This is a genomic window from Bacillus sp. 22-7 (assembly GCF_010628845.1).
Classification (GTDB): domain Bacteria; phylum Bacillota; class Bacilli; order Bacillales; family Cytobacillaceae; genus Cytobacillus; species Cytobacillus firmus_B.
This window is the reverse complement of record NZ_NJQY01000014.1, coordinates 78230-102748: the sequence shown is the minus strand read 5'-3', so window position 1 is coordinate 102748 and position 24519 is coordinate 78230. Positions and strand designations below refer to the sequence as shown.

Below are 24519 nucleotides of genomic sequence, written 5' to 3'. Positions count from 1 at the left end.
TATAGTTTTATTATATCAACGTTTCGTTTAATGTCAACATCAAATTTAAAAATAATCAACTTTTTGTTTATTGTGTTTAACGTAGCGTTTATTTAATATAAAATAATCTAATATAAGATATTGTAAAAAATATGGAATTAGGATCTGGTGATTTTTCATGAGTTTAGGTATTCGTTTAAAAAAGGAAAGAGAGAAAAGAAAATGGTCACAAAAAGAAGTTGCTGAGAAAGTCGGTATCACAAACGCAGTTCTTTCCAATTATGAAAGAGATTACAGAGACCCAGATACTGAAACTCTAAAAAAGCTTGCAGATCTATATGAAGTGGAGACAGATTATCTATTAGGTAGGTCTGATTTCCAAAAATCAAATGCAAATTTGCAAAGCAAAGATGAAAAAGACATTGCAAAAAGAATGGAGAAAATTCGTCAGGACCTTTCTGAAGACGATGGCTATATGTTAATGGGGGAACCGATTAGCGAGGAAGCAAAGGAATCGATCTTGGATGCCATGGAATATGCAATTAGACAAGCCACCAGGATTAACAAAAAGTATATTCCAAAGAAATATCGTGATACACAGGACTGATTTAGATGAAGGATTTTATTGTTGCTGAAGTTCAAAGATTAATTAAGAAATTCAAGACAAGAGATCCTTTTCTAATCGCTGAGAAAATTGGTGTCCATGTTGTACCATGGGATTTTACGGATGAAGTCCAGGGAATGTACAAATATGAGAGAAAAAATAAATTTATTTTCATAAATAACAACTTGGGCAAAGTCCGTAATTTTGTCATGGGACATGAATTAGGTCACTCGGTTCTTCACCCCAAACATAATGCTTCATTTCTTAAGAAAAATACTTTCTTTCCAGAAAGTAAATATGAAAGGCAAGCAAGTCAATTCGCTGTAGAGCTGTTACTTCCAGACGAATGTCTAATTGGATTTGAGGATTCACATCTTTCAATCTATGAAATTGCAGAAATATATGGTGTGCCAAGAGAACTTGCTCACTTAAAAAAATTTAAACATTAGATTGGTACTTTTCACACGTAGAAATTTGCGTGTTTTTATATTGAGTATTAATGGGTAATTAACCCATAAATACATAAATTTATTAAAAAAGGAGATTGGATAAGATGAAGTACAAGTTTTTACTAATTATCTCTGTTCTATCTCTAAGCATTATCTTAGGGGCATGTTCAGGTACAGAGGAAACCAAAGAGCCGGTAAACAAGCCTACTGATGAAGTTAATAAAAAATCAAAAGAACCGAGTGACACCGAAAAACAAATATCCGATCAACAACAGAAAACTATTGACTCTCTAAATAACTTCCCAGAGTTCATAAAGAATTATAAAGAACTCGGTGAAGAAAAAACGCCTACATGGGATAGTTACCTATATGGTCAAGAAGTAACTTGGTCAGGAACTATAATGGAAATAGGTTCCTCACAAATTTGGGTATTAGGTGCAGGAGAGTACACTGGTCAAACGTGGGATGATGTTAATACATCAGGTAATGAAGCTTACAATGTTTTTGTTGCAGATTTTATGAGTAATCTACTAACCGATCTAAAACCAGGTGATAGTGTTACAGTCAAAGGAACTTTAGAATCACGTGGGGACTACGATTTAAATTACCATTGGAAAATTTATAATTCAGAGATTCAATAATTAGCCCTTTTGGGCTTTTCTTTTCAACCAAAAACAGAACATATATTCTTACAGGAGGTTAACAAATGGCTAATGTTGAAAATCGCGGAAATGGGAGCTATCGTTTAACAGTAATTTTAGGTTATGACGAAAAAGGAACACCCATTAGAGAAAGAAGAACAGTAAAAGCTAAAAATATGAAAGAAGCTAAAAAGCTACTTACATTATTTGAGGCTGAAATTTTAACCGGTGAATATTTTAAGGCTGAGGATAAAATGACCCTAAACGCCTTCTATCCTCAATGGCTAGAAAAGCACGCAAAAGATACACTCTCACCTGATACCCTGCAAAATTATATCAGTATCTTACAAAAGCGAATTCTTCCGAAGTATGGACATTTTAAACTAGAAGAAATTAAAACTATTCATATAGTTAATTTTATCAATGACCTTAAAAAGACTGGCCAGCGCCTTGACGGTAAAGCCGGGAAACTTTCAGCATCTTCTGTACTGAACTGCTATAAGGCATTTAACAATGTCCTCTCATGCGCATATAGATGGAAGTTAATTAAAGAAAATCCTGCTATTGGAGCAAAGCCACCTAATGGAAAAGCGAAAAAATCAGAGGTTTATTCAAAGGAAGAATTAAGCCAGCTTATGCAGCTGCTTGATGATAAGCCCCTATTTTGGAAAACACTTATCCTCCTGGCTGTTTCAACTGGAGCCAGAGAAGGTGAAATTGCTGGACTTGAATGGAAACATGTTGACTTTGAAAAAGGAACTATTCGAATCGAGCAAGCTATTACAGAAATTAAAGGCAAAGGCGTACAAATAAAAGGAACCAAAACAGGGAAAGACCGAACAGTTAGTGTTCCTGAAAAATTACTTGAGTTGTTAAAGAAATTAGAATTAACCAGCCGGCAAGATAAATGGAAAGTACGTGAACTTTGGGAATGGCCCGATTACTTCTTCATCTTTGGAAATGAATTCGGCAAGCCCATACGTCCGGACAGTATTGGTCAATGGTGGCGAAGGTTTACCAAAAAACATGATTTTAAACATATTCGCTTTCATGATCTTAGGCATACTTCAGCAACCATACTCATTAATGAAGGAGTTCATGCAAAAGTTATAAGTGAACGATTGGGGCATGCTGATATTTCTACTACCATGAATATTTATGGACATGTACTTGAAGAGGCTGATAAAACTGCTGCAAGTCACTTCGACGAATTTTTCGAAAAGAAAGCTTAGGATATCTAAAGTTACTTTCGGAACCTTTACTATTTGCAGGTCAGGTAATTTTAAACCCTATGAATAATTGTAATATACTTAGTAGGTTGAATATAAAAAAGTTTGTTTAGGATGAGGTGAAAAAATTGGCTGATTTTCCGACTAATTCATTTGAAGACATTATTCTTCAGTACATTACAGACGTAAGCAAAGAGTATGTTAATGAAGAAATCATTTCAGAAAAGCAACGTGAAAAAATTATTAATTACCACCAAAATCAAATTGAAAGAGACCGAAAAATTCGCAATGAAATATCAGAGTTGTAGATATCTAATTAAAGTTCAAAGCATTAATCCTTGTTAATCTAAGAAGGATTAATGCTTTTTTGTTAAACTTCAATAAGGTATATAACACCATATTTAGTTCTTCTAGTTAAATAACTAAAAATAGAAACCCCCTAGAATAGATAGGGGGTTTCCGTGTATTTCCTAATTATAAAGCGTTACTCGTTTATTTTTAATTTATGTTCTAGTAAAGAAATCATTTCTAACAATTCCACAGGCTCACATAGGCTTCGTTCATAGATGTAAATATCATTCTGAAATAACCCACCGACTACTTTAGGTTCACCATTTATATGGTTATTTGTCAGTACTAGTGTAGATGCAAAATGATTTTCATTTACTTCTGTAGTATGGAAAACGGAACTCCTTACAGAGTAATATTGTCCGATTGTAAAGTTTTCTTCGCTAATAAAATGGCAATTTACTTTCTGATTTAAGGATTCTAGTAGAGATTTATTATTATCATATTTGACACTGTACAATTTATGGGTTGGATTTATACTATCTCTTTCAATGTGATAAATACGATTTGTAACAGTTCCACTAAGTATATGACTGTTTACAGTGAATACATGATCATGAATTGGAAAAGATGGAATTTGGGTTTTACGTTTGTTTTGTAACCAAATATGTAACCTAATTGTTCCAATACCATCTATACGTCCAAGATTTGCATGTACAAAACCTAGTGGATGCCAGTTACCAATTAAGGAATTGTCCTGTTTTTTTAAAGAAATTAGTTCTAAAAGCAGTGACTTTATTTGCTCACGAGGTTCTTTATTGGCAAGATTCTCTGCTAAAGTCGATAAAATTTTATCCATATGGGTTTTCCCTGTCCTTTGCTAATTCAATTATTTCTTCAAAATCTTGGTCACTAATACTAGCTTCATAAATACCCAGATCATCAAGGAACTTCTTTACATTATCTTTATTTAGGTTGGAAAATGGAATCCCCTGAACGCTATGTACTGGCAATATATTCGATTGCTTTAGACTAAATTTTAATTCTTCGCGGTAAACTGAGTAGTGAAAGCTCCCTGCTTCTGCAAAAAGACCAGGATCTTGCTTATCTTCTTTTGTTAAAACTACCAAATTCTTACCTAAGTCTACTCGAAGGAGTGAGAATGTCTTTTTTAGCCCTATTTTCATCTCCAAAAGTGGGTGTTCTGCCGCATAAGCATAAGCTGCAATTATTGAGGCATATATATCCTTCCGAATTCGTTCTACCGTCCATTCTCCATTCTTATTTGCAGATCTTACCCCACTACGGTATTTAATATATTCTTCACAAAGCTGCTTATCAGTAGGATTCAAAAGCAACATAGTAATACTTTTACTGACGTTTTCAGTACGTGAACTTTCAGCCAACTCAGGTAAAGTTACTGCACGGGTATACCTTGCCGAATTTCCACTAAACCAGTATTCATTGGTGTCTCGTGCACGCCTTAATAATTCCCCGATTCTACGTGGTTCTACTGTCTCTAGTTTAGGTTCATTTTCAACAGAGGGTGTGAGCCAAAATACTAATGAAGCTATTGCAATAGTTACGAAACCTGTTGCAAACAAGTTATCAAGGATCAGGTTTAAAATAGCATCTAAACCGAGTCTCTCTGTATTAAATATAATAGGAATAATGAATACACGGATTAACTCTATTATGGCTAACAAAGATAAGGATATAATGTAAAATATTCTACGTTGATATTTTGAAACAAGTATTTTTTCCATTTTCTAGGTACCCCACAATCCTAAGTCTTTTAGAATAAAATACCTTTTTATTATCGTTGTAAATTTTTAAAACTTCAATAATTTTATCCAACAAGTAAAGCAAAAGGATAGGCAATTGGAAAAGAAAGTGAGCTAGATTTTGCCCTGTTCCCCTCTTAGTATAAGTGCAGAGTGTTTTTTAGCTCTCAGGTAAAGAGTTAATTTGGGGTCGATTTGGGGTCGAAACTCATCATTAAGCCCCAAATTCTAACCAACTTAATCAGTTTCATAGTTCAAAAAAGCCCATTTATCAAGGGTTTATCCAAGTTCTACAAAGTTGTTCCTTTTAAGTAAGACCGCCTCCTAAGCTGTAGGTCGTGAGTTCGAATCTCGCCTGGGACGCTACAAAAAAACGCCAACAAAAGTTTGGCGTTTTTTCTCGTTCTTATGATGCCAGGTGCTCACGCATTATAAATCATCTATAACAATATAAGCAGCCTTAACAGGCCCATGGACTCCCACAACGAGGTTCATCTCAATATCTGCTGAATTGCTTGGTCCGGTTATGAAATTAATGCATGAAGGAGCCAGCTCCCCTCTGCTCACTCTTTCCCTGATGATCCTTGCAGCCTGTGTCATGCGCGGAACCAGGGTGCTTTTCGGAATAAGGATAATGGAAGCAGCAGGCAGAAAACTGACTGACCGTCCATGGTCTCTGCTGCTGAACAGGACGGCTGTTCCGGATTCAGCCAGAGTAATTTCACTGATGGTGATGCCGATATTGGCCTTTTCTGTGTAATCAACATTAATTTTTCCAGCAGAATAATCCCATTCATATACTTCCACATTCGCTTTTGGCCAAATTTCCTCAAATAGCTGCGTAAGCCCAAACTGTCTATAACGGTCATCCTTCCAGGTCACAACTGGACCGCCTCCGTACAGGGCTGCAATCTCTTTAAGAGTATCCGGCAAATTGGCGGCTTTTGTTACAATAAGGTCAGTGTGAATTTTCGTGCACTGTGTTTTTAAAGCTTCAAGAAGCTCATCTGCATCTGCTTCTTTAAAGATGGAATCTTGAGGATTATAGCTCCACTTTGGCCTTTCAGCTCCGGAAATTCTCTTTTCCCTTCCCAGTCTGCCTGCAATTTTATTTAAAAAAGCGTCCCGATTCTGAATAGTTCCGTTCACTGCTGTCCTCCTCCTTTTGGCCGGTTATTGAACCAATCACGAAATCTTTCTTTATTAGGAGCTGGAAAATCCCTGATTTCTGTCCATGCCTTTAAAGGGCCGGGCCCCTTTGTAATTTTGTCGCCTGCTGTAAATGGATTCATGGCTGCCGGTGCCAGTTTAGATCCCAATTTATAAAGGGAAGGTGAAGCTGCCCCCAGTCCAAAGGCCTTCATCGTCATCTTTTCCGATATTGGAGCCCTTCCTTCTTTTTCGACAATTACCTGCCGGTGTTTGTGAAGCAGCTCATGCAGAGGGATTTTGACTGGACATGCTTCTGTACAGGCCCCGCAAAGGGTTGATGCATAAGGCAATTCTTTATAATCATCATAGCCGCCTAAAAGCGGTGACAGAACCGCTCCGATCGGGCCTGAATAAATCGATCCGTAGGAATGGCCTCCTACATGCCTGTATACGGGACAAACATTCACACAAGCGGCGCAGCGGATACATTGCAGAATGGATTGAAACTCCCCTCCTAATATCGATGAGCGGCCATTGTCTACAATGACAAGGTGGAATTCCTCGGGTCCATCAACATCAAGTTCTTCTTTTGGACCAGTCAAAACAGTTATATAACTCGTTAGCTTTTGTCCAACCGCGCTTCTGGTCAGCATGCTGACTAACACTTCCATTTCCTCGTAAGTCGGGACCAGCCTTTCCATGCCCATTACCGTAATTTGTGTCTTAGGCAAGGCAGTGACTAGATCTGCATTGCCTTCATTAGTCACTAATGTAATTGAACCTGTTTCAGCCACAGCGAAGTTGCAGCCCGTAATGCCAACATCAGCGGTTAAGTATTCGTGGCGAAGCATTTCTCTCGCATGCCAAGCAAGCTCTTCCGGCTTTTCTGTGTTCTGATAGCTTAGTTTTTCTGCAAAAACATCCCGAATCTGCTCTTTATTCTTATGAAGGGCAGGCGCCACAATATGTGATGGGGGATCATGGTCGTCCACCTGAAGAATGTATTCTCCCAAATCTGTTTCAATGACCTGGCACCCCGCCTCTTCCAATGTGGCATTTAAATGGATCTCTTCGGTTACCATTGATTTTGATTTAACCACTTTTCTTGCATTCTTCTTTTCAATTACTTCCCGTATATAAGCAGAGGCTTCTTCAGCAGTTTCAGCAAAATAAACGTGCCCTCCCCTTTTAGCTACATTTTCGCTGAGCTGGTATAAGTAAAAATCAAGATTTTCAAGTACATGCTGGCGAATTTCTTCTGATAGCGAACGCCATTCTTCCCAATTTCCAAGTTCTGCGGCAGCATCAAGTCTTCTAGTCTGAAGCCTTTCCTGTGCACCTGACACTGCCCCTCTCATAAAGGAATTGTTTATTCCGGAATCTACACGATCCTTAAAGTCGTTTGTTCCTATTTTCATAGCCATAACTATTCCTCCTGTAACATAGCATGTCCATTAATTTCTCAGCGGCAATTCAACACTTCAGCAATATGCATAACTCTTATGGGTTTTCCCTGCCTTCCAATCCTGCCTCCAATATTCATCAGGCACCCTGCATCAGCTCCAATAAGAATTTCCGCTTCAGTCTCCTCTATATGCCCAACCTTTTCATCTACCATTTGTTCCGATATTTGAGCCATTTTCACGGAGAAAGTACCCCCAAAACCGCAGCATTGCTCTTTGCCTGGAAGCTCTTCAAATTCAAGGCCCTTCACATTTTTCAATAGTCTCATGGGAGCTTCTTTAACTCCAAGGAGCCGGGTCATATGGCAGGATGTATGATAGGTGGCCTTCCCATTTAACCTTGCCCCGACGTCGTCCACATTTAGAACTTCAACGATAAATTGAGTAAGTTCGTATGTTTTCTCTGCCAGCTTTTTTGCCTTGGGTTCCCATACAGAGTCTCCTTTAAAAACATGCGGATACTCATGAAACATATAGGCGCAGGATCCGGAAGGGGAAACAACATATTCTGCATGTTCAAATGCCGTGATCATCCTTTTCATGGCTTCCTTCGATTCCTTCACATAGCCGCTGTTGTAGGCAGGCTGGCCGCAGCAGACCTGTGCTTCCGGGAAATCTATTTCACACCCCAGCCGCTCGAGCAGTTCAACTGCTGCTTTGCCTGCATTTCCCTGAAACATATCTACCAGACATGTTGCAAAAAGACTTACCTTCATCTCTATTCCCTCTCCCAGCTAATTATTTTATTTTCTATTATCTTACTATAGTTATAATGCGAATTGTTGTATTTTTATTAATATTATAATAATTAGTTTAGTTTATCTTCTCTAACATATGTCAATGTTTTACTTCCTTTTTTTCAGTCAAAAATATGATACAATTATATGATGTTTAAGTTGCTAACAAGGGAGTTCAGAAATAAATGAAAGTTATCGCCAGTACGCTTAATGCCAAATATATTCATACAAATATAGCGATCCGGTATCTCAAGGCATACGCTCAGCCTGATTTCGATGTGGAATTAGCCGAATATACAATTAAAGATCCGGTAATGAATATCGTTACAGATCTGATCCGCAAAAAGCCTGATGTGATCGGATTCAGCTGTTATATATGGAATATCGAGGAAACCATTAAGGTCATTAAGATGATTAAAAAGATTGATCCCTCCATTCATATTGTAGTCGGAGGACCAGAAGTGACTTATGATGTTGCAGATTGGATGAACAATATACAAGAATTTGATTACATTGTGATCGGAGAAGGTGAGGAAACCTTCAAACAGCTGCTGACGGAGCTGAACAGCACCATGAATATGGAAAATGTGCATGGTCTTGCTTTCAGGGAAAACGGCCAGGTTCGCATTAATCCACAGCGGAATAAGCTGGACTTGCGCGATCTGCCTTCACCGTTCCGCTTTGAAGAAGATATTCCCCACCTTTCTAAACGTGTCACTTATATAGAAACCAGCCGGGGATGTCCATTCAGCTGCCAGTTTTGCCTTTCCTCTATTGAAGTAGGTGTGCGGTACTTTGACAGGGAAAAAATCAAGGACGATATCCGATATTTAATGAAGAATGGTGCAAAAACCCTAAAATTTGTGGACCGCACATTCAACATTAGCCGCAGTTATGCCTTGGAAATGTTCCAATTTTTGATTGATGAGCATCTGCCGGGAACTGTCTTTCAATTTGAGATCACCGCAGATATTATGAGACCTGAGGTAATTGAATTTCTGAATAAGGAAGCACCACGAGGATTATTCCGATTCGAAATTGGCGTACAGTCGACAAACGACTATACAAATGAATTGGTCATGAGGAAGCAGAATTTTGACAAGCTTTGCCGAACAGTCACAATGGTAAAGGATGGAGGAAAAATCGATCAGCATCTCGACTTAATTGCCGGACTGCCTGAGGAAGATTATGATTCCTTCAAAAGAACATTTAACGATGTATTTGCCATGCGGCCGGAAGAGCTCCAGCTCGGCTTCTTAAAAATGCTGAGAGGCACGGGGCTTCGCTTAAGAGCAGAAGATCATCAATATATTTATATGGACCATTCACCATATGAAATATTAGGAAATAATGTTTTGTCCTTCGATGACATCATTCGCATAAAACAGGTCGAAGATGTATTAGAGAAATATTGGAATGACCATAGAATGGATGCAACTGTTGAATATTTGGTTACAAAAGTATTCCCGACTCCCTTCGATTTTTTCCAGGAGTTCGGCAGCTATTGGGAGCAAAAAGGCTGGTCCCGAATTGGGCATCAGCTTGAGGATTTATTCAAACGACTTTTTGAATTTCTTCAAACAAAAGAAATTGCTGATTTGGATATAGCCGAAGGACTAATGAAGTTTGACTATATTTCAAAACAAAAATATAAGCCCAGAAAACCATGGTGGCAGCCAAGCTTTGAAAAATCCGAAAGATCAAAGCTTTACCAGTCTCTGCTCGAAAACCCAAACCAGCTGGGAGAAAGCTTCTTAAATCTTCAGCTGAATGAAAAAGAAATATACAAACATACCTTAAGTGAAAGATTATCCTTTGATATCGAAAGGTATATTAACGAGGGATTAATTGAAAAGAAAGACTCTGTTCTGCTTGCCTATTTCGATTCAAGCTCTGAAGAAGTCTCTATCTTTTCGGGTCCTTTACAATAATGAAAAAAACCGGCAGAAAAAAACTGCCGGTTTTTTAGCATTTATCCCGATCTTTCTTTTTATCTTTATCACGGTTCATAAAGGGCAGCTCGTAAAATTTCCCGGCATTTATATCACCAAACTCCATGCCGAATTCTACGTTGGCAGAGTCATTCTGCCGGCTTGTTTTTCGTGGTTTATTTTGATCCACTAAGCTCTTCCCTCTCTCCCATGTTTGGAGTTGCGGTTAGCCATTTTCATGGGATTCTCTCCCTGGCTGAATTCTGCTGAAAACTCCGATTCCTGAAGGTTCTTCTTAGGAGTCTTACTGTATTTTTCAACAGCATTATACTCAGCTTTTCGTTTTGCCATCCCAATCTCCTCCTGACAAAATTTTTCCGTGTTAAATTAATTTTCAGTTTTAACACAGGTTTATTTTTAGTAAAATAAACGGTTTCATTCCTCACTGTGCCTTCCTTATTTTGCATTCATAAATTTTTCTTCAGTACAAAAAATAGAGTAAAAAGGAATGAGCCGCTTATGACAAATGAAAAGAAGTTAAATAAAAGCATTGGCATTGAAGAGACACTTCCACATCAAATTGAAGCTCCGAGTTTTAAGGACACAGGCATGAAGCTTCAGCCTCCTTTCAAGAATTCTTTTGGCGTAACTATCGGGGACAGTCATTATTCCTCAAACAGTTCACCGCTGGAAAACTGGAGTGATGAAACAGATCCTGCAGTTATGGCTGGAGACGAATGGATTCATCCTACAAATGATATCGGCTGGAATACAACAGAAAACAAAGAACTCCTTGAAAGCAAAAAGACGCCTCAAGCCTACCCTTTCATGCATCCGACTAAGGATGTCAGCCGCGGAACAGATTGAAAATAGGGAATCGCCTTTGACTCAAAAGATCGGAGCGTACTTATCTAACTGCAGGAATTTCTAAAAAAAAGCAGGCCGGAAAAAAATATTCCGGGCTGCTTTTTTAGCCAATGATAACTCGCTCTTTTGGATAATGGTAATTTGGCTGTTTTTCTTTTCCGCCTATAATAAATAAGAAAGAGGTTAATCCAATTCTTCCAATAAACATTAAGGCCATTATGATACATTTCCCAATCATTGATAAATCAGGTGTGATTCCTAACGAAAGGCCCGTAGTACCAAAAGCTGAACAGACCTCGAAAATAATTTCAATAAGCTCCATCTGCTTTTCTGTAATGCTTAGAATGACTACAGAGAAAAAACACATTCCAATAGCAAGCAGTGTGATGGCAAGAGACTTCAGAATATCATCTTCATGAATTTCTCTTTTAAATATTTTTATATCCCTGTTTCCTTTTGCAAAGTGATAGATAAAAAGGATATTTACAGCAAAGGTAGTCGTCCTGATGCCCCCGCCGACAGAACTGGGTGACGCCCCGATGAACATTAAAATGCTCATTATGACGAGTGTAGGCATTGTAAACTCGTTAACATCCATAGTTGAAAGACCGCCGCTCCGGGTGGTAGCGGATTGGAAGAATGCATAAAAGAAGCTCTCATGCCAGTTCATGCCTTTAAAATATTGATTAAATTCCATGATGAGCAGAATAACCGTTCCAAACACAAGAAGAGCTGCATACGTAACAGTCGTCAATTTTGAAAATAAGGAGAATCGAAAAGATGGCTCCTGATCCCATTTATTCCGAAATAAAAATTGCTTTAATTCGATAAGGACAGGAAAACCTATAGCTCCTAACGTAATCAGAATAATATTGATCAGCTGCACGAAATAATCGCCGGCAAAAGGTTTAAGAGAGGCTCCCGTTATATCCATGCCACCGTTAGTTGTTGCACTGACAGATGCGAACAGCGCGTGCAGGAATGCATCATCCCATGCCGGATAATATTTAAGAAAATGAAAACCCAATATTAGGGCACCCAGCGTTTCAATCACCAATATTATTTTAATGATTTCTTTGACTAAATTTACTAGTCCTGACAAGGCATATTGATTATGATCGACCATTATGAGGCGGCGCCCTCTTAATCCAATCCTGCGGCCCAGCAGGAGCCAAAAGAAGGTGCCCAGCGCCATGATCCCTATTCCGCCAAACTGAAGGATGAACATTATGACAAAATAACCAAAAACACTGTATGTCTCTGATATATCCACCACTGTCAGACCGGTAACACTGACTGCACTTACAGCAGTGAAAACCGTATCAATAAATGCAACCTCCACTCCCGGCTTATGTACAGCCGGTATTCTTAATAAAAGTACCGATACAGATACTGCCAATAAATAATATCCGGATATTACTTGGGCAGGTGTTAGTTTATCAAGCCAGCTTCTTACGTCCTTCCACATATCATACCTGTCCCCTTCAAAATTTTTCTAACCCTTATCATAATGAATATACCCGGTTTTTAAAAGGGATATTAGAAAATTCGCAGGAAGTTTTTTATTTATATATAATAAAATCAAAAACCAAAGGGAGATTTGATATGCTGCTGCCTGATCTGGCTGAAAAAATCATTGCTGAAGTGCGTCAGTTTCTTCAGGAAGATATCATAGTTGCCAATACCAGCGGAGTGATCATTGCTAGTACAGATGCTGGGAGAATAGGCAATTTTCATGAAGGAGCATTGCTTACTATAAAACATAAAGAAAAGCTGATTATTACCAGGAAAGATCAATCACGCCTTCAGGGTGTAAAAGCGGGCATTAACCTGCCTATCTTTTTTAAAGGTGAGACAGTTGGTGTTATTGGCATTACCGGAAATCCCGATGAAATTTCCCCATTCGCAGAAATCATCCGCAAACTGACAGAGTTGTTTATCAGCGAAAGTTACTTTGCAGAGCAGCTCGATTGGCAGGCCCGCGCAATGGAGAGTTTTATGTTTGACTGGCTCCAGTCTAAGGAGTGGGATCCCGCATTCAAAGAACGTGCTCATCTGCTGAAAATAAACCTCTCAATGGATAGACAGGCATCTATCGCAGAATTCAGGCATAATAGCCAGTTGCTTCATCGTGATCTTTGGAATAGAATTTTATCCTGGAAGGAAGCAGGGCCCAATGATATTCTGATTCGCTGGGGCAATGATCGAATTGTCCTTTTAGCAGGGGTTTCTTCAGCAGAAAAAGATCGCAGCATAAGGGAAAAGATCACACGATTCCATCGTTTTCTGGAAAACCTGCTCGCTGCCAAAGTAAGTATCGGCACCGGAAAACCATTGCCTCCCTTCAGTTTGTCCGAATCATTTATGCAGGCAGAACGAGCTTTGAAAATCGCAAAAGACCGGGGCACCATCATATTTGATCAGGATTTGACCATTGAAATGATATTTGATGACCTTTCTCCGGAAACTAAGAAGGACTTTATAGAAAGAACCATCGGAACTTTTATGTTTGAAGAGGATCTTATGGTTACTCTTAAGGAACTATTCAGGCAAAATCACTCTTTGAAAAATACTGCTGAGGCCCTGCATATACATATAAACACCCTTCATTACAGGCTAAAGAAAATATCAGAGCTTTCAGGGCTGTATCCTTCAAATTTGAATGATTTAATGAAATTATTCATGGCTGTAAGACTTTTGGAGGAAGACACAAAAAACAATTAAAACACACCTTAATATTTGTATAATTATCTATAGCAGGGTGCTCCCTGCTTTTTTTATACTTAAAGAATAGATATTGCCAGCCTGTTAGTAAAGGAGAGAATCTATTTGGTTGACGTTCAAATAAAAGAAAAATTTGTCGCCATTGTTGGCGCAGAAAATTATGATGACTCAAAAGCCGGGCGCCTCGTTTATTCTTATGATGCAACTCCCAATTTCCAATCGATGCCCGATGCGGTGATCAGTCCGCGAAACGCTCAGGAAATTTCCCAAATCCTCAAAATTTGCAGCAGCAGAGGAATTCCAATCGTACCAAGAGGATCAGGCACCAATTTATGTGCAGGCACCTGTCCTACAGAAGGCGGAATTGTTCTCCTGTTTAAGCATATGAATAACATTATTGAAATCGATGAAGATAACCTGACAGCTACAGTACAGCCGGGTGTTATTACGCTTGATATGATTAATCAGGTTGAAGCAAGAGGGCTATTTTATCCCCCTGATCCAAGTTCAATGAAAATAAGCACAATCGGCGGAAACATCAATGAAAATTCGGGCGGACTGCGCGGATTAAAATATGGTGTTACAAGGGACTATGTAATGGGGCTGGAAGCTGTACTAGCGAACGGAGACATTATCAGAACGGGAGGCAAGCTTGCAAAGGACGTGGCAGGATATGATTTTACCAGGCTGCTGGTGGGATCTGAAGGAACTTTAGGAATTATTACGGAAGCCACATTAAAGTTAATCCCGCTTCCTGAAGCAAAACAGACAATGCTTGCTCTCTTTCAGGATCTGGAACAAGCTGCGAAATCCGTCTCAAAGATCATCGCTGAAAAAATCATTCCGGCCACGCTTGAATTTTTAGATCAGCCAACACTAAAAGCAGTAGAAGATTTCGCACAAATCGGTTTGCCGACTGATGTTAAAGCTGTACTTCTTATCGAACAGGACGGGCCGGTTGACGTTGTGGAAAAGGATATGCAAAAAATGGCTGAAATCTGTCAAAAGCAAGGAGCTGTATCGGTACAGCTTGCAAAATCTGAACAAGAAGCCGAAGCCTTAAGGACAGCAAGACGTGCAGCCTTATCGGCTCTTGCACGCTTAAAGCCGACAACCATTCTTGAAGATGCTACAGTGCCAAGATCTGAAATTGCCAATATGGTAAAAGCCATAAATGAAATTTCCCAAAAATACGGGCTCTCCATCTGTACCTTTGGCCATGCCGGTGATGGAAACCTTCATCCGACATGCCCTGCAGATGCCCGGGATAAAAACGAAATGGAACGGGTTGAAAAAGCTTTTGAAGAGATTTTTATCAAGGCGATAGAATTAGGAGGAACTATAACAGGAGAACATGGAGTAGGAGTCATGAAAGCTCCTTATCTGGAACTGAAACTGGGCCAGGCAGGGATCGATGCCATGAAGGCTGTAAAGACTGGCTTAGACCCCAATAATATTCTTAATCCCGGCAAAATTTTTGCCAAGGACAATAGAAAACGTGTGGTGGTTACACAATGACAACATTAAAAGAACAGACAGTCATTCAGGAAGAATTTGAGAAGCGAATGGATGAAGATGAGCTCCTGAATTGCATGCGCTGTGGGTTTTGTCTCCCTTCATGCCCTACTTATGTCGAGTCAGGCTTTAAAGAAGCGCACTCTCCTAGGGGACGGATTGCATTAATGAAAGCTGTTGCTGACGGATTGATTGAACCGGATGAAGATGTTGAGAGATCTCTTGATCTTTGCCTGGGCTGCCGGGCATGCGAACCTGTATGTCCTTCTGGGGTAAAATATGGACACTTGCTGGAAGAAGCGAGGGATATTATTAACCAGAATAAGAAACACTCACTTCCGGTCAGAGCTGTTCGCAATTTGGTCTTTAACGGGCTTTTCCCCAATCAGAACAGAATGAGGGCAGCTGCAGGGCTATTGGGCTTTTATCAGCGGTCAGGCCTGCAATCGGCCGCCAGAAAAACAGGGATGCTGGATTGGCTTCCAAAAAACTTCGGTGCAATGGAAAAGGTACTTCCTCAAGTACCAAAATTAAAAGAAATGAAAAATAGACCATCCTATTTCCCGGCAGAAAAGCCAGTAAAGAAAGCCGCTTTTTTTACCGGGTGTCTAATGGACACGATGTTCCTTGAAACCAATAATGCAACAATAAAGCTTCTCCAGCTTGCCGGATGTGAAATTCATATACCTCAAAATCAGGCTTGCTGCGGTGCTCTTCACGGTCATAGCGGTGAAAAGCAGACAGCTAAAGATCTGGCAAAGCGGAACATAGAAGCTTTTGAAAAACTGGACGCAGACTATATCATCTCAAACGCAGGAGGATGCGGTGCATTCCTTATTGACTATGACCACCTGCTTAAAGATGACCGGGAATGGCATGAAAGAGCTGTAAAGTTTTCGGAAAAACTCAAAGATATCAGCCAAATTCTATATGAACTTGAATTTCATAAAAAAGTTCACCTTGAGCTTCCGGACCAGGTCGTAACCTATCAGGATTCCTGCCATTTGCGCAATGTCATGAAAACCTCCATAGCACCTCGTACCCTTCTGAATTCAATCAGGGGCATTGAATTCAGGGAAATGAAAGATGCGGACAGATGCTGCGGTTCTGCCGGTATTTATAATATTGTTGAATCTGAAATGTCTATGCAAATACTTGATCATAAAATGATTCAGGCCAAGTCAGCAAATGCTGCAGTGATCGTGACCTCTAATCCAGGCTGTCTTCTGCAGATGAAGCTGGGGATCGAACGGGAAGGTTTGCAGCATAAGATTAAAGCAGTTCACATCGCAGACATCCTATTAGAGGCTGCCTGTGCAAAATAGCCATACTGCTTATGCCGAAATATTACCACTTATGAAAACTCCTTTTTAATTCATACTACAAATACAGAGGGATGGTAACTCTGTAAGACCAATAAAAAGGAGTTGAATACAATGGCAAGAAGCAGCAATAAGCTTTTAGTTCCTGGCATTGAACAATACATGGACCAGGTTAAATATGAAATTGCCCAGGAATTTGGTGTTCAATTAGGCTCTGATACAGTATCCCGGGCTAACGGATCTGTAGGCGGAGAAATTACTAAGCGGCTTGTCCAGCAAGCTCAAGCCCAAATGTCCGGCCAGAATAAACAATAACAACTTCATATAAATGGAAAAGTCCGGAGCCTGCTCCGGACTTTGATTTTATCATTTTCCTCTATCATTCATGCTTCCCTTGATTGTTTCCGCTGCCTTTATTGGAATTGCCACTATTCTTTTGGTTTTTCTCATGACCTTTCCAGCCTCTGTTTTTCCCATTATCATGTTCTTTGGAACTTCTCTCAGGATTATTTCTATTTTCAATACCCTTGTTATTTTTTTTTTCGCTTGGATGATTCGGATGTTCTTGGACTTTTATCTTATTTCCCTGATCTTTCTTTCCATCATGATCGTGTCTTTTTTCATGATTATTTCCATTGTTTTTCCCGCTGTTATTCTGCTGTTTTTGCTGGTTCTCAGATTTCTTTAATTGCCCCGGAACAGCAGGTTCTTCTTTATTAACTCCTTTATTCCCCTGCTTTTTTAATTGGCTTTGGGTATTTTCTGCAGGTTTTGGAGGAGATTGTGTTTCTTTATCTGCCTGTTTATTGGGATTTACAGGTTCAGAATATTCCTTCCTGCCATCGTCAGCCTTTAATTTACTTTCTTTATATATCCCGGCTGACAGTCCTTTTTCAATAGCGGCTTCTCTTTCCTCTTCACTTGCTTCCAGTAAAGTTACTTCAAGCTGCTCTTTTTGTGCAGCTTGTTTTATATCTGCTAACTCTTTCTGAATGTGCTCATCCGCTTCTTTAATCTGTTCTGTATAAACGGCTGCAATGACTATTTCGTTATTTTCCTTTAAATAGCCCTGCTTCTTTATCTGAAGGAGAATTTTGTCAGCCACTTCATGAATGCTGTTCTTTTTCCAGTTCTTGATGTTCTGGATAATAAGTTTTCCTTCTTCATTATAAGGAATGAGTTCTACTACCTGATATTCCTGATTGACCCCTAATTCAATACTCGGATTGACGTCTATTGACATATAAGCGTACACTTCGTCGTTTTGCAAAAACGGCAGAAAAGACACGATTGCGAGCATCAACGCAAATGCTGCTGCCATTAATCCTTTTCCTCTGGACAATCTAAAAATTAATAGAGGACGCGACAACTTTCCGTCTTTCAGTTCTATTGGGAAGAAGGCAATTTCCTGGCCTATTGCGTATGCCCGATCTTGTTTTCGGGCACGCAGAAATTCTCCTTCCGGGGTTAATAGTGTTAAAAAACGTTCGTTTATTTCCATGATTATACCTGTTTTCACGTTTCCAACACCCCTTTGATATAATCCTTTAAAAAGACATAATCGCCAGTTAATATCAGTGATATGGCAATTATATATTTTCTATTTCTCTCTATTGTTTTTCTGCTTAAAGATACATAACCCTCCAGCTGCTTTATCGGCAGCTTTTTTTTGTCAAAAAGAATACTTTTGAGTTCTTCATTTTCAACCAGAATTTTGGCTACAGTCATCGCATTTTTTCGTGCATCCGCATGTTTTGGGGATTGTTCGATCAGATCGCTGAAGGTAAGGCCGAATTCCTGAAGAATCTGTGTAAACTGGAAAATTTCTTCTTTCCTCAGTTCTTCATCTGTTTTTTTTCTGTAGTCTTCAATGGACAATTCGTCTTCTATTGCCGAGCTGGCCGTATCATCATCTTCCAGTTTAGAGACTCCATTAAAGCTGAGATTCTGAAATTTGGATTGCTTACGGATATAATCAATAACCCGCCTTTTAATAAGTACTTCCGAAAAACTGATCAATGAACTACCCTTATCAGGACTGTACTTTTGAATAGCTTCATTAAAGGCTATGAGGCCAATGCTAAATTCATCATCAGATTCATGAATATATCTCTTGCAGACTGATGATACTGTTTTAGCAATAAACGGCTTATATGACTCTATTAGCTCATTATTTAATGCTGTATCTCCCTGCTGTATTAACTCTACCGTTTCTTCGAGCGATTTCTTCCGCTTCTTCGCCATAAACAATAAGCTTAGCAATAGCCCCACCTCTTTTCAAAACACATTATACCATACGGTGTCCAGATTATTTTTTTTTGGGTGGTTTTATTGGCTAAGGAAAAGAAAGACTTGCAGTGCTTTCCTTTCCAGATAAAATTAGTTGCCTTTATTCTCTTTCCCTTGACCTTTTGCCTGTTCAGCTCTCTCTTTTCCCTTGCTGGCATGGCTTTTTGCCTCAGTCTGCTTTTCTTCAACTTTATTTGCCTGCTGTTCTTTTGCTGCTTTTCTAGCTGCCTCGCGTGCTTCTCTTTCAGCTTCTTTAGCTGCTTCGCGTGCTTCTTTTGCTGCTTTTCTAGCTTCTTCACGTGCAGCCTTTGCTTCCGCTCTCTTATTGGCTTCTAAAACTTTTGCTTCTTCATGTGCCTTTTTCTTCTCAGCCTTGGCTGCATTTTTTGATTCTTTAGACACCTTCACGGGAACTGCACGTGTCACAGCTTCTTCTTCAGAAGCTGATTCATCAATTTCTTTCGCTGAATCGTCTGCTGATTCCATTTCTGAAAAAGCTTCTTCAGATTTAACTGGTTCAGGCTCTTCTGCAGCCTGCCCATCCTGGTCATTTCCAGCATATCCTTTTTCCAGGCCGACCAATTGGTCAGACCATTTTTCAGAGAACTTAGCAATGTTCTTTTGCATCGCTAAAATAGCAGGATGATTTTCATCGAACCTATCTGAAAACTTAGCCAGATTTGCCTTTAGGGTAATGATATTTTGAGCAAGGATTTCTTTTACTTCTTCTTCCGTTTCCTTGTCCACTGTGTAATTATCAGAATCAAGCTCATCATCGACATCATCCTCAGCCTGAACATCCTCTTCAGATGCCTCATCTTCAGCTGATTCGTCTTCGCTAATTAGATCACTGCTGTTCTCATCATCTGATTTAGACTGTTCAGAGTCTTCATTAGCTTCTTCAACAATGTTTTCAGCATTTTCCATCTGTTTTAATGCTTTTTCTATTGCTGCTAATGCTTCTTCTTCCTTTCCTTCAGCAAAAAGGGCTTCTGCTTCAGCCATACGCTCTGCAGCATAACCGGCAAGCAATTTTGCCTCTTTAACATCATCAAAAGTTAGAGCAAGCTTTACTTTTTCCAAAGCCAGCTTCGCAAAGTAGAAAAAGCTTCCAGGCAATAAAGATGGTGTTTCTGATTCAATCTCATCAAGCTTTTCTTTAGAATCGTCAATGGATTCTGCTTCATCATTATTTGTTTCAGCTATCGCTTTGGCTGATTGGTCATTTTTTAATTCAACTGTTTCAAAATCTGCTTCTTCGCTATCTTCACTTGCAAAGGCTGCAGTTCCTGAGAATGTGAATGCTCCTGCAATCACTACTGCCAATGTACTCTTTGCCATTTTATTCATTTCTTTGCCGGATAAAAATTTCAATGATTTCACCTCATGATTTAATCACAAGCGGCCGCTTTGTTCATTACAACTGTACGGATTCATGGAAGAGATTTTTGGGGGTTCTAGAAAATTATTTATTAAAAAAAGAAAAAAAGCTTTAACAAACACTAAATTGATTAGTGTGCTAAAGCTTTTTTAATTAAGGATTCAAATGGTTACCGTCTTTATATAGGAATATGCCGCCTTAACTTTGTACCTGATGCTTTCTCCATTTCAAAATGACCCACCTGATCAAAAGACCGGTTACTACACCTGGAATAACAAAGATCATAGGAAGAAAGACCGGCCCAAAAAAAACCCCAAACAATTTGAGTTTTGTTGAGTACATTAGACCTACTGTGACAAAATAGGCACTGAATACAAAAGGAAGGAATGATAATTCTTCCTTTTCCGGCATAGCACTGCGGTATGCATCCCACATTGCAAACATGTAAAGACAAGGATAAAACATGAGCCACTGATAATTAAGGACATGAACAGCTTTATCAATTTCGCCCATGAAACTGTACATGATGGCCGAATTAAAATGGCTGTAAACATTAATGATAAATTCAAGGACGACAAACAATGTCCCCTTCCACAGCTGCCCCGCCAATAATTGGCTAAAACCCGGCAATGCAATACTCCAAAAAACGGCTTCTAGTTTACTGAGTTTTTTCATTTCATTACCACCAGCTACAAGTCGATACTTTTATTGTGCTCTGAAAATTGGTCAATTATCAATTTATTTTCCAGATTTTTTCCTGAAACACCATCTATAAATTAGACTTCAGTGCAAAAATAAGACCCCTTCATTAGAAGGAGCCTTTATCAGATCTAGAAATTATCATCCCGTTTCTGGTTTTTCTTATCATCGTCATCTCTTTTTACAATTTTTAATAATTCCTCCAGCATGGCTGCCATATCATCTCTGCTGTAGGATTTAGCATCAGAGGATTGAAGCTGTTTTTTGTCTTCGTCATTATCGTGATTCCAGTTTTTGTCCACTCTTTCTTCAAGCAGGTAAGCTGGCACTAAGTGTCCATCCGGTGTTGCATACATTTTATTTAATCGCCGTGTATCCTTGTCAAAAAAGCTATATACAACTGGTATGACAAATAGTGTCAGGAACGTACTGCTGATCAGCCCGCCAATAAGAGTAATTCCCATGGGCTGGTTAATTTCTGTTCCTTCTCCAATGCCAAGTGCTAAAGGCACTAAGCCAAGTATAGTAGTTAAGGCCGTCATGAAAATTGGCCTTGCACGGTCCTTAACTGAAATAATTATGGCATCGTAGCTCTTAAGACCCTGCTCTTTCTTTTGGTTAATATAATCGACAATGACTATTGCATTATTAACTACAATTCCTGCAAGCACAATAATCCCGATTATGGCTGTTAAACTAATAGGTGTTTGGGTTGCTGTAAGAGCAATTGCCACGCCTATAACCATGAGTGGCACAGTAAACATGATAACCAGCGGATACTTAAGCGACTCGAATTGGGCTGCCATGACAAGATAAATAAACACGATTGCCAGTACAAATGCCAGAATCAGGTCATCAATGGATGATTCCAGCAATTCTCTGTCACCGCTAAAAACGATTTCTGTTTCATCCGGCAATTTCAGATCGGCAATTTCTTTATCCACTTCTTTTGACATGGCACCCATGTTTGTAGAAGATTTGTACTTTAATGTAAATTGGACAGCATCCTGCTGATTAATGCGCTGAATATTTACCGGTCCTTTTCCTCGCTCAATATTGGCTACATCACTCAGAGCGGCATAATTGCCATCAGGTTTTTTAATAAGCAATTTCTTCAAATTCTCTATATCCTGTGTGACTTCCCGATCGTACTCAACAAAAACGCCATAGATATTGGATTCATCATCTATCATTTGTGTAGCCCGATTGCCCCGGGTTACATCATTTACTGCCATGGCTACCTGGGCGGGAGCCAGACCCTCTTCAAGAGCCTTTTCACGGTCCACAGTAATTTGAATTTCTTCAACGGTATCCATGAGATCAGTCGACAATTCGGTTACATCCTCAAGGTCTTTCAATGCATTATAGATTTTATCAACATTTTCCTTTAAACGGTTGGGATCTGGGTCCCTCACACTGAAGGTCAGTGTATTCGGTGATGTACCTGCTGTAGACTGTGTATTAAATGAGAGTTCTGCAGTTTCATTAACCTTTGATGCAGCACTTTCCAGATCCTTTTTCACCTCATCAACAAATTCAAAAGTAGACCTTTCCCGCTGGTCCAGCTCTTTCATTTTGATATACAATTCAGCGATATTGGCATTTTTCGAGCCCCGGAAGGACCCTTCCTGTGTAGTTCCGATTAGACTGACAAAGGTATCAACTTCTTCTTCATCCTTTAATTCATCCTCTAAAGCTGATACAGCCTTTTCTGTTTCTGAAAGTGCAGTGCCGTTCTCAAGCTCCATACGCACCGTAAAAAAACCCTCATCTGCATTTGGCAAGAATTGTGTGCCTACTGTGGTTAATCCAAAGCTGCCTGCTGCCAATAACAGCATGGTAATAGCTATTACCGCTGCACGATTCCGCAAAGACCACTTGATCGATTTTTCAAGTGATCGCATTAAGCCAGTTTCCTGCCTTTTTGCCTCCGTGTTTGTTCTTGGAGACTTCAGGAGCCTGCTCGCAAGCATTGGCACTATTGTCAAGGCAACAACCAGAGATGCAAATAAGCTAAAGGAAATGGTCAGGGCAAACTCCTTAAACAATTCACCGATTATTCCAGTTATAAATACCACTGGGAGGAATACTGCAACTGTTGTCAGGGTGGAAGCCGTAATTGCACTTCCTACTTCTTTTGCCCCAACACTTGCCGCCGTTTTCGGATCTTTCCCCATTGATAAGTGGCGGTATATATTCTCAATAACCACGATGGAATTATCCACCAGCATGCCTATTCCAAGCGCCAATCCGCCAAGAGTCATAATATTTAAGGTGAAATCGGAAAAATACATTAACACAAACGTGAAAATAACTGAATAAGGAATAGAAATTCCGATGATGAGTGGACTTTTGACATTTTTCAAAAAGAAAAACAGCACAATCATAGCAAAAATACCGCCGAGAATCAGTGAATTGGAGATATTTCCTATTGCAAGACTTATGTAATCGCCCTGGTCGAAAAGAATTTCTGATTCAATATTTTCAAACTGTTCCTTTTCAAGAAGATTATCCAATTGCTTTATAAATTGGTCTGAAACCTCTGCCGTATTAGCATCGGACTGCTGCAGGACACTCAGTAAGACAGATGGAGCCTGGTTTGTACGCGTGATGGTGCGATCATCCTGGCTGGCCAGCTGAACCTCTGATATATCATCCAGGCTTACTTTATTCCCTGTTGCGGGATCTGCTGTTACCGTAAGTTTTTTCAGTGTATCGAGGGAATCAATGGAGCTGATAATTCTGGTTGTCAGTTCTTTTCCCTCAGTCAAAACAGGATCACCCGGCATTGATATATTATTGGATTCAATTACATCCACAACATCAGCCTGGCTAAGTTTGAAATCTCTCAGCTTTTTCTGGTCCAGCTCCACTCTTACTTCCTTAATCGCAGTTCCGGAGAGATTTACGCTTGCTACTCCTTCAACTTTAGAAAGCTCGAGGTTCAGTTCTTCAGCAAGCCTTCTTAATGCTTCAGGCTCCTCATCTGCACTAAGAGATAATTGAATAATCGGAAACTGTGCAGGATCGAACTTCATAAATCGTGGTTTATCAGCTTCATCCGGAAGCTGTGTCTGATCCAGTCTTTGAATGACCTCACTTTGTATTTCATCAATATCTGTAGTCCAGGAAAATTGCATCAATATGAAGTTTGCGCTCTCCTGGGAGGTAGAGGTCAAGGTTTTAATCCCCGGCAGTGTTGCCAGATTTTCTTCAAGCGGCTTTGTTACTTTTTCCGCCACTTCATCGGGACTTGCTCCAGGATACGAAGTGACTACTACTCCTACAGGAGGATTAAGATCTGGTATGAGTTTTAATGGAATATTTAAGAGGGAGACTACTCCTAAAATAAGCACTAAGAACATCGTAACCAATGTAAAAATTGGCCTTTTGATTGAAAAATCGCTTATTCGCACACATTCTGCTCCTTTCAATGACTGGATGAGATAATCTTGGAATCGATGC

24 protein-coding genes are annotated in these 24519 nt (G+C 39.5%); 11 read left to right on the top strand and 13 right to left on the bottom strand.

Annotated features, from left to right (window positions below; all coding sequences use genetic code 11):
• Window positions 1–157 precede the first annotated feature (157 nt).
• From CE058_RS11850 to CE058_RS11830, 5 genes are all read left to right on the top strand, one after another.
• Complete coding sequence (locus tag CE058_RS11850; RefSeq protein WP_163142813.1) at window positions 158–586, top strand: helix-turn-helix domain-containing protein; 429 nt, start codon at window positions 158–160, stop codon at window positions 584–586.
• Between the two features lie 5 nt (window positions 587–591).
• Window positions 592–1032 (top strand): ImmA/IrrE family metallo-endopeptidase, encoded by a 441-nt coding sequence (locus tag CE058_RS11845; protein ID WP_163142811.1) that lies wholly within the window; start codon window positions 592–594, stop codon window positions 1030–1032.
• A 104-nt stretch (window positions 1033–1136) separates the two neighbouring features.
• Complete coding sequence (locus tag CE058_RS11840; RefSeq protein ID WP_163142808.1) at window positions 1137–1673, top strand: hypothetical protein; 537 nt, start codon at window positions 1137–1139, stop codon at window positions 1671–1673.
• 65 nt (window positions 1674–1738) lie between these two features.
• Complete coding sequence (locus CE058_RS11835) at window positions 1739–2905, top strand: tyrosine-type recombinase/integrase (RefSeq protein ID WP_163142805.1); 1167 nt, start codon at window positions 1739–1741, stop codon at window positions 2903–2905.
• Window positions 2906–3030: 125 nt separating this feature from the next.
• A complete protein-coding gene (locus CE058_RS11830; RefSeq protein WP_163142802.1) occupies window positions 3031–3210 on the top strand; it encodes a hypothetical protein in 180 nt (59 codons plus the stop codon).
• A 176-nt stretch (window positions 3211–3386) separates the two neighbouring features.
• Here the strand turns inward: CE058_RS11830 and CE058_RS11825 are convergent, their stop codons facing one another.
• The 5 genes from CE058_RS11825 to CE058_RS11805 all read right to left on the bottom strand — a co-directional run bounded on the left by CE058_RS11825 (window position 3387) and on the right by CE058_RS11805 (window position 8305).
• Complete coding sequence (locus tag CE058_RS11825; RefSeq protein WP_163142799.1) at window positions 3387–4049, bottom strand: hypothetical protein; 663 nt, start codon at window positions 4047–4049, stop codon at window positions 3387–3389.
• On the bottom strand, window positions 4042–4956 hold the full coding sequence (locus CE058_RS11820; RefSeq protein WP_163142796.1) for a hypothetical protein: 915 nt from the start codon (window positions 4954–4956) through the stop codon (window positions 4042–4044). Before CE058_RS11820 ends, CE058_RS11825 begins: the two co-directional genes overlap by 8 nt.
• A 447-nt stretch (window positions 4957–5403) precedes the next feature.
• A complete protein-coding gene (locus tag CE058_RS11815; RefSeq protein ID WP_163142792.1) occupies window positions 5404–6123 on the bottom strand; it encodes a LutC/YkgG family protein in 720 nt (239 codons plus the stop codon).
• Window positions 6120–7550, bottom strand: coding sequence for a LutB/LldF family L-lactate oxidation iron-sulfur protein (locus CE058_RS11810; protein WP_048011666.1), 1431 nt, complete (start codon window positions 7548–7550; stop codon window positions 6120–6122). Before CE058_RS11810 ends, CE058_RS11815 begins: the two co-directional genes overlap by 4 nt.
• Window positions 7551–7588: 38 nt before the next feature.
• Entirely contained in the window at window positions 7589–8305 is a 717-nt protein-coding gene (locus CE058_RS11805; protein ID WP_048011665.1) for a (Fe-S)-binding protein, read from the bottom strand.
• A 206-nt stretch (window positions 8306–8511) separates the two neighbouring features.
• Here CE058_RS11805 and CE058_RS11800 point away from each other — a divergent pair, with 206 nt between their 5' ends.
• Complete coding sequence (locus CE058_RS11800; protein WP_048011664.1) at window positions 8512–10257, top strand: B12-binding domain-containing radical SAM protein; 1746 nt, start codon at window positions 8512–8514, stop codon at window positions 10255–10257.
• A 34-nt stretch (window positions 10258–10291) separates the two neighbouring features.
• Here CE058_RS11800 and CE058_RS24765 read toward each other — a convergent pair whose 3' ends face one another.
• Both CE058_RS24765 and CE058_RS24760 read right to left on the bottom strand, forming a co-directional pair.
• Complete coding sequence (locus tag CE058_RS24765; protein ID WP_197087781.1) at window positions 10292–10447, bottom strand: hypothetical protein; 156 nt, start codon at window positions 10445–10447, stop codon at window positions 10292–10294.
• Entirely contained in the window at window positions 10447–10608 is a 162-nt protein-coding gene (locus tag CE058_RS24760) for a hypothetical protein (protein WP_166672519.1), read from the bottom strand. Before CE058_RS24760 ends, CE058_RS24765 begins: the two co-directional genes overlap by 1 nt.
• A 168-nt stretch (window positions 10609–10776) precedes the next feature.
• Between CE058_RS24760 and CE058_RS11795 the strand changes: the two genes are divergently transcribed.
• Complete coding sequence (locus CE058_RS11795; RefSeq protein WP_163142789.1) at window positions 10777–11124, top strand: DUF3905 domain-containing protein; 348 nt, start codon at window positions 10777–10779, stop codon at window positions 11122–11124.
• A 103-nt stretch (window positions 11125–11227) separates the two neighbouring features.
• Here CE058_RS11795 and CE058_RS11790 read toward each other — a convergent pair whose 3' ends face one another.
• The gene (locus CE058_RS11790) at window positions 11228–12592 is read right to left on the bottom strand and encodes a TrkH family potassium uptake protein (protein WP_048011662.1); all 1365 of its coding nucleotides are present in this window, start codon (window positions 12590–12592) and stop codon (window positions 11228–11230) included.
• A gap of 137 nt (window positions 12593–12729) precedes the next feature.
• Between CE058_RS11790 and CE058_RS11785 the strand changes: the two genes are divergently transcribed.
• The 4 genes from CE058_RS11785 (at window position 12730) to CE058_RS11770 (ending at window position 17000) form a co-directional block, all read left to right on the top strand.
• A complete protein-coding gene (locus CE058_RS11785; protein ID WP_163142786.1) occupies window positions 12730–13848 on the top strand; it encodes a CdaR family transcriptional regulator in 1119 nt (372 codons plus the stop codon).
• Between the two features lie 105 nt (window positions 13849–13953).
• Window positions 13954–15366 carry a glycolate oxidase subunit GlcD gene (gene glcD / locus CE058_RS11780; protein ID WP_163142783.1) on the top strand — a complete coding sequence of 471 codons (1413 nt, stop codon included), beginning with the start codon at window positions 13954–13956 and terminating at the stop codon, window positions 15364–15366.
• A complete protein-coding gene (locus CE058_RS11775; RefSeq protein ID WP_163142780.1) occupies window positions 15363–16688 on the top strand; it encodes a (Fe-S)-binding protein in 1326 nt (441 codons plus the stop codon). Before glcD ends, CE058_RS11775 begins: the two co-directional genes overlap by 4 nt.
• A 111-nt stretch (window positions 16689–16799) precedes the next feature.
• Window positions 16800–17000, top strand: coding sequence for an alpha/beta-type small acid-soluble spore protein (locus CE058_RS11770; RefSeq protein WP_048011658.1), 201 nt, complete (start codon window positions 16800–16802; stop codon window positions 16998–17000).
• 64 nt (window positions 17001–17064) lie between these two features.
• Here CE058_RS11770 and CE058_RS11765 read toward each other — a convergent pair whose 3' ends face one another.
• The 5 genes from CE058_RS11765 to CE058_RS11745 form a co-directional block, all read right to left on the bottom strand.
• On the bottom strand, window positions 17065–18204 hold the full coding sequence (locus tag CE058_RS11765) for an anti-sigma-I factor RsgI family protein (protein WP_163142778.1): 1140 nt from the start codon (window positions 18202–18204) through the stop codon (window positions 17065–17067).
• Window positions 18201–18947, bottom strand: coding sequence for an RNA polymerase sigma factor SigI (gene sigI / locus CE058_RS11760; RefSeq protein ID WP_048011656.1), 747 nt, complete (start codon window positions 18945–18947; stop codon window positions 18201–18203). The genes CE058_RS11765 and sigI overlap by 4 nt, the downstream gene beginning before the upstream one ends.
• Window positions 18948–19064: 117 nt before the next feature.
• Complete coding sequence (locus CE058_RS11755) at window positions 19065–20357, bottom strand: DUF5667 domain-containing protein (RefSeq protein ID WP_286167969.1); 1293 nt, start codon at window positions 20355–20357, stop codon at window positions 19065–19067.
• A gap of 196 nt (window positions 20358–20553) precedes the next feature.
• On the bottom strand, window positions 20554–21030 hold the full coding sequence (locus CE058_RS11750; RefSeq protein WP_048011654.1) for a hypothetical protein: 477 nt from the start codon (window positions 21028–21030) through the stop codon (window positions 20554–20556).
• 155 nt (window positions 21031–21185) lie between these two features.
• Window positions 21186–24470 carry an efflux RND transporter permease subunit gene (locus CE058_RS11745; protein WP_163142772.1) on the bottom strand — a complete coding sequence of 1095 codons (3285 nt, stop codon included), beginning with the start codon at window positions 24468–24470 and terminating at the stop codon, window positions 21186–21188.
• Between the last annotated feature and the right edge of the window lie 49 nt (window positions 24471–24519).

Bases quoted from the DNA above. Each gene is read 5' to 3' on its own strand.
- CE058_RS11850 (WP_163142813.1), top strand. From the start codon at position 158: ATGAGTTTAGGTATTCGTTTAAAAAAGGAAAGAGAGAAAAGAAAATGG.
- CE058_RS11845 (WP_163142811.1), top strand. From the start codon at position 592: ATGAAGGATTTTATTGTTGCTGAAGTTCAAAGATTAATTAAGAAATTC.
- CE058_RS11840 (WP_163142808.1), top strand. From the start codon at position 1,137: ATGAAGTACAAGTTTTTACTAATTATCTCTGTTCTATCTCTAAGCATT.
- CE058_RS11835 (WP_163142805.1), top strand. From the start codon at position 1,739: ATGGCTAATGTTGAAAATCGCGGAAATGGGAGCTATCGTTTAACAGTA.
- CE058_RS11825 (WP_163142799.1), bottom strand. From the start codon at position 4,049: ATGGATAAAATTTTATCGACTTTAGCAGAGAATCTTGCCAATAAAGAA.
- CE058_RS11820 (WP_163142796.1), bottom strand. From the start codon at position 4,956: ATGGAAAAAATACTTGTTTCAAAATATCAACGTAGAATATTTTACATT.
- CE058_RS11810 (WP_048011666.1), bottom strand. From the start codon at position 7,550: ATGGCTATGAAAATAGGAACAAACGACTTTAAGGATCGTGTAGATTCC.
- CE058_RS11805 (WP_048011665.1), bottom strand. From the start codon at position 8,305: ATGAAGGTAAGTCTTTTTGCAACATGTCTGGTAGATATGTTTCAGGGA.
- CE058_RS11800 (WP_048011664.1), top strand. From the start codon at position 8,512: ATGAAAGTTATCGCCAGTACGCTTAATGCCAAATATATTCATACAAAT.
- CE058_RS24760 (WP_166672519.1), bottom strand. From the start codon at position 10,608: ATGGCAAAACGAAAAGCTGAGTATAATGCTGTTGAAAAATACAGTAAG.
- CE058_RS11795 (WP_163142789.1), top strand. From the start codon at position 10,777: ATGACAAATGAAAAGAAGTTAAATAAAAGCATTGGCATTGAAGAGACA.
- CE058_RS11790 (WP_048011662.1), bottom strand. From the start codon at position 12,592: ATGTGGAAGGACGTAAGAAGCTGGCTTGATAAACTAACACCTGCCCAA.
- CE058_RS11785 (WP_163142786.1), top strand. From the start codon at position 12,730: ATGCTGCTGCCTGATCTGGCTGAAAAAATCATTGCTGAAGTGCGTCAG.
- CE058_RS11775 (WP_163142780.1), top strand. From the start codon at position 15,363: ATGACAACATTAAAAGAACAGACAGTCATTCAGGAAGAATTTGAGAAG.
- CE058_RS11770 (WP_048011658.1), top strand. From the start codon at position 16,800: ATGGCAAGAAGCAGCAATAAGCTTTTAGTTCCTGGCATTGAACAATAC.
- CE058_RS11750 (WP_048011654.1), bottom strand. From the start codon at position 21,030: ATGAAAAAACTCAGTAAACTAGAAGCCGTTTTTTGGAGTATTGCATTG.